8 protein-coding genes are annotated in these 8509 nt (G+C 68.5%); 5 read left to right on the top strand and 3 right to left on the bottom strand.

Annotation, left to right across the window (positions count from 1 at the left end):
• On the top strand, nt 1-923 hold a 923-nt coding region (gene hemB, locus AC1VAN_RS04915; RefSeq protein WP_480985368.1), incomplete at its 5' end, for a porphobilinogen synthase.
• A 33-nt stretch (nt 924-956) separates the two neighbouring features.
• Nucleotides 957-1226: a gas vesicle protein GvpG gene (locus AC1VAN_RS04910; protein ID WP_312963134.1), complete on the top strand. Its 270-nt coding sequence runs from the start codon at nt 957-959 to the stop codon at nt 1224-1226.
• A gap of 163 nt (nt 1227-1389) precedes the next feature.
• On the opposite strand, the gene AC1VAN_RS04905 is transcribed toward AC1VAN_RS04910, so the two are convergent.
• Nucleotides 1390-2253: a hypothetical protein gene (locus AC1VAN_RS04905; protein ID WP_480985367.1), complete on the bottom strand. Its 864-nt coding sequence runs from the start codon at nt 2251-2253 to the stop codon at nt 1390-1392.
• Between the two features lie 48 nt (nt 2254-2301).
• Here AC1VAN_RS04905 and aroE point away from each other — a divergent pair, with 48 nt between their 5' ends.
• The 3 genes from aroE (at nt 2302) to dinG (ending at nt 5756) form a co-directional block, all read left to right on the top strand.
• Complete coding sequence (gene aroE, locus AC1VAN_RS04900; protein ID WP_033832490.1) at nt 2302-3147, top strand: shikimate dehydrogenase; 846 nt, start codon at nt 2302-2304, stop codon at nt 3145-3147.
• A 3-nt stretch (nt 3148-3150) separates the two neighbouring features.
• Entirely contained in the window at nt 3151-3501 is a 351-nt protein-coding gene (locus tag AC1VAN_RS04895) for a hypothetical protein (RefSeq protein ID WP_088101842.1), read from the top strand.
• 152 nt (nt 3502-3653) lie between these two features.
• Nucleotides 3654-5756, top strand: a complete 2103-nt coding sequence (gene dinG, locus AC1VAN_RS04890) for an ATP-dependent DNA helicase DinG (protein ID WP_480985366.1) — start codon at nt 3654-3656, stop codon at nt 5754-5756.
• 68 nt (nt 5757-5824) lie between these two features.
• Here dinG and AC1VAN_RS04885 read toward each other — a convergent pair whose 3' ends face one another.
• Both AC1VAN_RS04885 and ilvD read right to left on the bottom strand, forming a co-directional pair.
• Complete coding sequence (locus AC1VAN_RS04885) at nt 5825-6424, bottom strand: hypothetical protein (protein ID WP_312964989.1); 600 nt, start codon at nt 6422-6424, stop codon at nt 5825-5827.
• 121 nt (nt 6425-6545) lie between these two features.
• Complete coding sequence (gene ilvD, locus AC1VAN_RS04880) at nt 6546-8384, bottom strand: dihydroxy-acid dehydratase (RefSeq protein WP_480985365.1); 1839 nt, start codon at nt 8382-8384, stop codon at nt 6546-6548.
• Nucleotides 8385-8509: the final 125 nt, after the last annotated feature.

The raw sequence follows: 8509 nt of genomic DNA, 5'->3' as shown, positions 1-8509 counted from the left end.
AGAACACGCTGACCACCGACGACCTGATCTATCCGGTGTTCGTGCACGAACCGGCCGGTCGCGTTGCGGTGCCGTCGATGCCGGGCGTGGAGCGGCTGTCGATCGAAGAGCTGCTGAAGGTTGCCGAGGAGGCGCTGGAACTGGGCATCCCGGTGATCGACCTGTTCCCGGTGCTGGATGCCTCGCAGAAGTCGCTGGACGCCTCGGCGGCGTGGGCCGAGGACGGCCTGGCGCAGCGTGCGATCCGCGCGCTGAAGTCGCGCTTCCCGGAGCTGGGGGTGATGACCGACGTGGCCCTGGATCCGTACACCACGCACGGCCAGGACGGCATCATCGATGACAAGGGCTACGTGCTCAACGACATCACCGTCGAAGCGCTGGTCAAGCAGTCGCTGTCGCATGCCGAGGCAGGCGCGGACATCATTTCGCCGTCGGACATGATGGATGGCCGCATCGGTGCGATCCGTCGTGCGCTGGACGCCGACCACCACCTCAACGTGCGCATCATGGCCTACTCGGCCAAGTACGCGTCGGCGTTCTACGGTCCGTTCCGCGATGCGGTGGGCAGCGCGGCCAGCCTCGGCAAGGCCGACAAGAAGACCTACCAGATGGACCCGGCCAACGGTGACGAGGCGATGCGCGAGATCGCGCTGGACCTGGAGGAGGGCGCGGACATGGTGATGGTCAAGCCGGGCATGCCGTACCTGGACCTGGTGCGGCGGGTGAAGGAAACCTTCGGGGTTCCGACCTTCGCTTACCAGGTCAGTGGCGAGTACGCGATGATGAAGGCGGCGTTCGCCAACGGCTGGCTGGACGAGCGCGCCTGCGTGCTGGAATCGCTGCTGGGCTTCAAGCGTGCCGGCGCCGATGGCGTGCTGACCTATTTCGCGCCGCAGGTGGCGCGTTGGCTGCGCGAGCGCTGACAATAGCGCCCACGACGGACGGAGGAACACGCGATGGGACCTGAAATGGGTTGGATGCAATGGTTGATCTGGGGCACCGGTACGCTGGTGTTCGGGGCCATCATCGTCGGCGTGTTCGTTGCTGCCTGGCGCGCCGCGCGGCGCCCGCCCGAGCAGCTCTCCGCTGCGGCCCGGGTCGCCCGCGAGCAGGCCGTGCCGGAAAGCGTGCAGGCCGAACTGGCCGCACTGAACCGGCGCAAGGACAAAGGCCAGCTCAGCGAAGCGGAGTACGAACAGCAGCGCGCGAAGGTGCTGTCGCGCTGAGCGCCGTGGCCCGGGACCCGGGCCATCCACGCATGGCGTGGATCTACTGGTAGCCGCCAACCTTGGTTGGCGGTTTTGTTTCTGTGCCGACCAAGGTCGGCACCTACCGGAGCGGGGGGGGCGGTCGGTATCCACCGAACCGTCATCCACGCATGGCGTGGATCTACTGCATGCACGCGGGCACTGCCGCCACCTTCGGCACGGCCAGCCGGTATACATCCACGCCACCGGCGCGGGGCGACTTCGCCGCGCTGCTGGCCACCATCATTTCGCCCGGCTTGGCGTTGTCGACCACCGGCGCACCGGTCCAGCCGCCGGCCTGGTTGAACGACAGTCCGATCGGCTGCAGCGCAGCGCCCGTCCATGCACAACCGCTGGTCCAGACCTGCGCGGTGTCACCGCTGCCCCGGCTGAAGGCCACCGCGCCAGCGCTGCCCAGCCAGTCGCCATCGGTTTCATCGGCGGGGCTGYTCAATGCCTGCAATGCCGTCGCCGGGCCTCGCACGCCCTGCGCGTCCAACGAGGCCACGAACAGGTCCCAGCCGGCACCACGGCCCTGCTGGCGGGCAAACAGCAGCTGTCGCCCGTCCGCGCTCAATGCCGGCCCGCGCTCTTCATGGCGGACACCATCGCCTGCCAGCGCTTGCGGCGCCCCCACGCTGCCATCGGCGGCGATCGCCGCCCGGTACAGCCCCGACCGGCCCTCGCGGCCTGCGGCGAACAGCAGCCAGCGGCCATCGCGGCTGAAATACGGATCGCGCACCTCGCCGGACACAGCCAGCGGCAACGCCTGCGCCTGCTGCCAGCGGCCGTCGACCACGCTCGCCTGCCACAGCCCCCAGCCGGCCTCGCCACGGCGGGCGAAGACGATGCGCTGGCCATCGGCGCTGATCGTGGCCCGGCCTTCATCGGCACGGGTGGAGACCACGCCCATGCCTTCGATGCCGTACTCGTTCAACGCCATCGCCACCGGGGCAGAGAGTAGACTGGCGGCGAGCACCAGCAGGGTCGGGGCGATACGCATCATCCAGGTCCATGCACGAAAGAGCACCAGTCTAGCCAGCTTGAGGATTCCATGACCGATCGTTACGCCGTCTTCGGACACCCCGTCGCCCACTCGAAGTCGCCGCAGATCCATGCGGCGTTCGGTCGCCAGGAAGGCATCTCCCTCGACTACCGCAGCATCGATCTCGCCCCGGACGCATTCCTGGCCGGGCTGGAGGCGTTCGCCTCCGAAGGCGGGGTCGGTGCCAACGTCACCTCGCCGCACAAGGAAGCGGCGTTCTCGGTGTGCACTACGCTGACCGCACGCGCGCGCCGCGCCGGCTCGGTCAATACCCTGCTGCGCAAGGGCGACCGCTGGCACGGTGACACCACCGATGGCATCGGCCTGGTGCGTGACCTCACCGACCGCCACAGCCTGGACCTGCGCGGCCGCCGCGTGCTGCTGCTGGGCGCCGGTGGTTCCGCGCGCAGCGTCGCTCCGGCGCTGCTGGATGCCGGCATCACCGAACTGGTGGTGGTCAACCGCACGCCGGAACGTGCCGATGAACTGATCGATGCCATGGGCGAGCCGGGCCGCGCGCTCAGCCGCTACTGGGACGATCTGCGCGACCTCGGTGATTTCGAACTGATCCTCAACGCCACCTCGGCCGGCCGCGATCGCGACGCCGAGTTCAAGCTGCCGCTGTCGCTGGTCAATTCGATGACCACGGCCGTCGACCTGAACTACGGCGAGGCCGCCATCGCCTTCCTGGCCTGGGCGCGCGCCGCGCAGTGCCGCAACACGGTCGATGGCCTGGGCATGCTGGTCGAGCAGGCGGCGGAGAGCTTCCTGCAGTGGCATGCCGTACGCCCGCAGACCGACGAGGTCTACCAGCAGCTGCGCGCCGGTGCCGGCGCCTTCGCCGGGCAGGACTGATCGATGGATACCCAGGCTCTGATGGTCTCCCTGCTGACCATGGTCGGCGTGCGCCTGCCGGTGCTGATTGCCCTGTGCGTCGGCCTGGTCTGGGTGATGGGCGCGCCGCGCGATCCGGCACGTACCGGCGCGCTGACCGGCCTGCTGCTGTTGCTGGCGTCCAGCATGGGCAGCCTGCTGGCCAACCTGGTGCCGATGTGGATGGTCAGCAACGGTGACTTCGGCGCGATCTCGCAGCTGAGCACCGTGCTGGGCGTGGTGCACTTCGGCCTGGCGATGCTGGATGCCGTCGGCACGGTCCTGCTGGTCTGGGCGCTGGTACGGTTGCTGCGGCTGCGCGCCGCTACACCCTGACTCCGATGGCGGCCTTGGCCGCGTCGGTAGCGTTGCGGGGCGTGCATCCAGCCATCGTGCGACGCGGCTGACCCTGTTCAGCGCCCGCGCCTCGGAGCCCGTGGCCGGCCATGCGACAATGGCCGGCCTGACCCCGCTACGGTAGTTCTGGCGTGACCGAAACCGTCGCCGCTCCACGCAAGCTCGATGACACCTTGAAGGACGCGATCCGCAAGGCGTACACGACGCTGCAGGCCAACACCCCCGGCTTCTCCACCCGCCGCTCGCAGAGCCAGATGATCGGCGTGGTGTCGCGTGCGCTGTCCACCAGCGGAGGCGTGGGCGTGGTCGAGGCACCGACCGGCGTTGGCAAGAGCCTGGGCTACCTGACCGCCGGGGTGCCGATTGCCCTGGCCAGCAAGAAGAAGCTGGTGATCAGCACCGGTACCGTGGCGCTGCAGTCGCAGCTGGTCGAGCGCGATATTCCGAACTTCCTCAAGGCCACCGGCCTGGAGGCGACCGTTGCCCTGGCCAAGGGCCGCACCCGCTACCTGTGCACGCGCAACGCCGCCGAGGCGCACGGCGAGGGCGCGCAGAACGGCATGTTCGAGGACGAGCAGCCGCTGTTCGACCGCCCGCTGGCGCCGATCGAGATGGACATCGCCAAGCGCCTCACCGTGGCCTTCACCAGCGGCAGCTGGGACGGCGACATCGACAACGCACCGGAAACCATCAGTCCTGGCCTGCGCAGCCGCATCACCACCCCGGCCTCAGGCTGCGCGGGGCGACGCTGCGCGTACTCGGCGCAGTGCGCGGTGCTGCGCTCGCGCAACACCGTGCGCGATGCGCAGATCGTGGTCACCAACCACGCGTTGCTGCTGTCGGCGCTGTCCATTGGTGACAGCGACAACGGCCAGCCGATGATCGCCGCGCCGTCGGACATGCTGCTGGTGCTCGACGAAGGCCACCATGTTGGCAATGTGGCCATTGATCAGGGCGCGGCCAGCCTGGCATTGGATGAAATGGCCAAGCGCACCGGCCGCCTGCAGATCCTGATCGCCGGTGCCTACCGCGCGGTCGACAAGGATCGCCTCGGCAACCTTCTGCCGAACGAAGCCATCGACGCGGCCAGCAACGTGGCCAAGGGTCTGCGTGCGTTCCGCGACCACGTCGAGGCGGTATGGATGCCGGCGCCGGCCGACGAGGAGCCGATGTGGCGCGCGGCCAACGGACGCCTGCCCGAGGCCTGGCGCGAGCCGATCGAGGCGCTGGCCGACGATACCCGCAGCCTCTACAACTGGGCGCACGCGGCCACCGCGCAGGTCGCCAAGGGCAAGCCGGACGATCCGGCGCGCGAGCGCCTGCAGCGCAACCTCGGCATGGCGCTGGAGATGATCGAGCAGCAGTACAACCTGTGGCAGGTCTGGCGCCGCGAAGACAAGGAAGGCGCGCCACCGATGGCACGCTGGGTGACCGCCACCCGCGATGGCGACCTGGTGCTGCATGGCTCGCCGGTGTCGGCCGCGCACGTGCTGCGCAAGCTGTTGTGGGATGAAGTGGATTCGGTGGTGATGACCTCGGCGACGCTGACCGGTGGCGGCGACTTCCAGGCGCTGGCGATCGACAACGGCATCCCCGAAACCGCCGAGATGGTCTCGCTGTCCTCACCGTTCGACCTGCCCAACCAGGCCGAGCTGATCGTGCCGCCGTTCCCGGTCACGCCCGATGACCGCGAAGGCCATCCGCGCGAAGTGGCGCGCTACATCGGCAAGGAACTGGACTGGACGAAGGGCTCGATGGTGCTGTTCACCTCGCGCTGGRAGATGGAGAAGGTGGCGGGCCTGATGCCGGCCGCCAAGCGCAAGCAGGTGCTGGTGCAGGGCGAGATGTCGAAGACGCGCATGATCGATGAACACCTGCGCCGTGTCGCCGCCGGCGAGGGTTCGGTGCTGTTCGGGCTGAACTCGTTCGGCGAAGGCCTGGATCTTCCCGGTGAGGCCTGCACCACGGTGGTGATCACCCAGGTGCCGTTCGCGGTGCCGACCGATCCGCAGACCGCCACCCTGAGCGAATGGGTGGAAGCGCGTGGGCTCAATGCGTTCAACCTGATCGCGATCCCGCATGCGCTGCGCACGCTGACCCAGTTCGCCGGCCGCCTGATCCGCACCTCCACCGACACCGGGCGGGTGATCATTCTCGACTCGCGCCTGCTGACCCGCCGTTACGGCAAGCGCATCATCGACGCGCTGCCGCCGTTCAAGCGCACCATCGGCTGAGCTGCGGGGTCAGATCCCCTCCGCAGGAAGGGCTCTGACCCGGCCGCGCGAGCAGGGCGTTTAGCCTTTCAGGCCTGCGACTGCGGGCACGACTCGAATGCCAGTGCGTAGGGCCGGTACATGCAGCGGATCAGGTCATCCACGGTCTGCAGCCGCGGCGGCCATGCGACGCGCTGCGGGCCTTGCCTGGTCTGCAATCCGGCGATGCCGTCGCTGAGCGTGGCGCCCGGCGGCAGCGGCAGCGTCGCCAACCGCGCGCGGGCACGTCGCAGTGCCGGCAGGTCGTCGTCGAGAAAGGCGATGGTCGCATCCACATAATGGTTCCATCCTTCCGGATCGGCGCCCGCCGGCTTGTACGTCAAGCGCATCAGCGCGCTGGCCGGATCGCGCTGCCCCGCGTAGGCGCGCAGTTGCGCCTCGTGCCAGGCCAACGCTGGGTGGCCGCTTGCCTTGGCCTGGCGCCGGTATGCGGCGAACAGGTCAGCCAGTTCCAACTGGCAGCCGGCGCGCCGGACCAGCGCGTCCCAACCCTCGCCGGGGCCGTGGTCGAATGCTGCCGGAGACATCGCCAGCAGTTGGGCATGATTGTCGAAGCGGCATTCGTCGGCGAACGCCGGCGTGGACGCAGTGGCCAGTGCCAGCGATATCAGGCTGAGGAAACGGCGCATCAGGACGTCCATGTGTGGGGCCGCACATGATGCACCCCTGGGGTGGACGGTGCCGACCACTGGACGGCACGACAGGCAACGTGCGCTGCAGCTGCCGGCCAGCGGCCGGCACTACCGATCTTCAGTCGCCGAGCAGGGCGGTGTTGCGCACGGCGCCCTTGTCGGCGCTGGTGGCCAGCAGGGCATAGGCCTTCAACGCGCTGGTGACTTTGCGTGGTCGCGGTGCGCGCGGCTTCCAGCCCCGTGCATCGGCGTCGGCGCGGCGCTGGGCCAGCGTCGCCTCCTCCACCAGCAGGTCGATGCGGCGGGCCGGGATGTCGATGCGGATGCGGTCGCCATCCTCCACCAGTCCGATCACACCGCCGCTGGCCGCTTCCGGCGAAACGTGGCCGATCGACAGGCCCGAGGTGCCACCGGAGAATCGGCCGTCGGTCAGCAATGCGCACTGCTTGCCCAGGCCTTTCGACTTCAGGTAGCTGGTCGGGTACAGCATCTCCTGCATGCCCGGGCCGCCCTTCGGGCCTTCGTAGCGGATCACCACTACGTCGCCGGGCTTCACTTCATCGGCAAGAATGCCGGCCACGGCGGCGTCCTGGCTTTCGAACACGCGCGCATTGCCTTCGAACACGTGGATCGATTCGTCCACGCCTGCCGTCTTCACCACGCAGCCGTCGACGGCGAGGTTGCCGCGCAGCACGGCCAGCCCGCCTTCCTGCGAATAGGCATGTTCCAGCGCACGGATGCAGCCTTCGGCGCGATCCTGGTCCAGCGACGGCCAGCGCGTGGCCTGGCTGAAGGCCTCCTGGGTGGGAATGCCTGCGGGACCGGCCTTGAAGAAGGTGTGCAGGGTGTCGTTGTCGCTGCGCATCACGTCCCAGCGATCCAGTGCTTCACCGAGCGTGGTGCTGTGCACGGTCGGCACCGAGGTATCCAGCAGGCCGGCGCGATCCAGTTCACCGAGGATGCCGAACACACCACCGGCGCGGTGCACGTCCTCGATGTGATATTTCGGCGTGTTCGGTGCCACCTTGCACAGCTGCGGCACGCGCCGCGACAGTGCATCGATGTGGGTCAGGTCGAAGTCGACCTCGCCTTCCTGCGCGGCGGCCAGCAGGTGCAGGATGGTATTGGTCGAGCCGCCCATGGCGATGTCCAGGGTCATGGCGTTGGCGAACGCGGCCTGGGTGGCGATGCCGCGCGGCAGCGCACGCGGGTCTTCGCCGCCATACCAGCGGTGGCAGAGTTCGACGATCAGGCGGCCGGCGCGACGGAACAGCGCTTCACGGTCGGCATGCGTGGCCAGGGTGGTGCCGTTGCCCGGCAGCGACAGGCCCAGTGCTTCGGTCAGGCAGTTCATCGAATTGGCGGTGAACATGCCCGAGCACGAGCCACAGGTGGGGCAGGCGCTGCGCTCGTAGTCGGCGACCTTCTCGTCCGAAGCGCTGTCATCGGCAGCGACGACCATCGCGTCGACCAGGTCCAGCTTGTGCTCGGACAGCTTGGTCTTGCCGGCTTCCATTGGTCCGCCGGAGACGAACACCACCGGGATGTCCAGGCGCAGCGCCGCCATCAGCATGCCGGGGGTGATCTTGTCGCAGTTGCTGATGCACACCAGCGCATCGGCGCAGTGGGCATTGACCATGTATTCGACGGCGTCGGCGATGATCTCGCGGCTGGGCAGCGAGTACAGCATGCCGYCGTGGCCCATGGCGATGCCGTCRTCSACGGCGATSGTGTTGAATTCCTTGGCGACGCCGCCAACCTGTTCGATCTCGCGCGCGACCAGCTGGCCAAGGTCCTTCAGGTGCACGTGGCCGGGCACGAACTGGGTGAAGGAGTTGGCGATGGCGATGATCGGCTTGTGGAAGTCGCCATCCTTCATGCCGGTGGCACGCCACAGGGCGCGGGCACCGGCCATGTTGCGGCCGGCGGTGGAGGTGCGGGAGCGGTATTCGGGCATGGCTGGCGGAACGGGCGGGCCGTACGACGTGGGGGTCGGTTGATCATGGCCAATTTTTTCGGTTGCTGCTGCAACCACCGGAGGCGGTCCGGCAGGGCTGCGCCCTGCACCTGCCGAATCAACGT

This window comes from Stenotrophomonas sp. 05L44_2 (assembly GCF_056665995.1).
This window is presented reverse-complemented; position numbering and strand designations above follow the sequence as displayed.

Bases quoted from the DNA above. Each gene is read 5' to 3' on its own strand.
- AC1VAN_RS04910 (WP_312963134.1), top strand. From the start codon at position 957: ATGGGACCTGAAATGGGTTGGATGCAATGGTTGATCTGGGGCACCGGT.
- AC1VAN_RS04885 (WP_312964989.1), bottom strand. From the start codon at position 6,424: ATGCGCCGTTTCCTCAGCCTGATATCGCTGGCACTGGCCACTGCGTCC.
- aroE (WP_033832490.1), top strand. From the start codon at position 2,302: ATGACCGATCGTTACGCCGTCTTCGGACACCCCGTCGCCCACTCGAAG.
- AC1VAN_RS04895 (WP_088101842.1), top strand. From the start codon at position 3,151: ATGGATACCCAGGCTCTGATGGTCTCCCTGCTGACCATGGTCGGCGTG.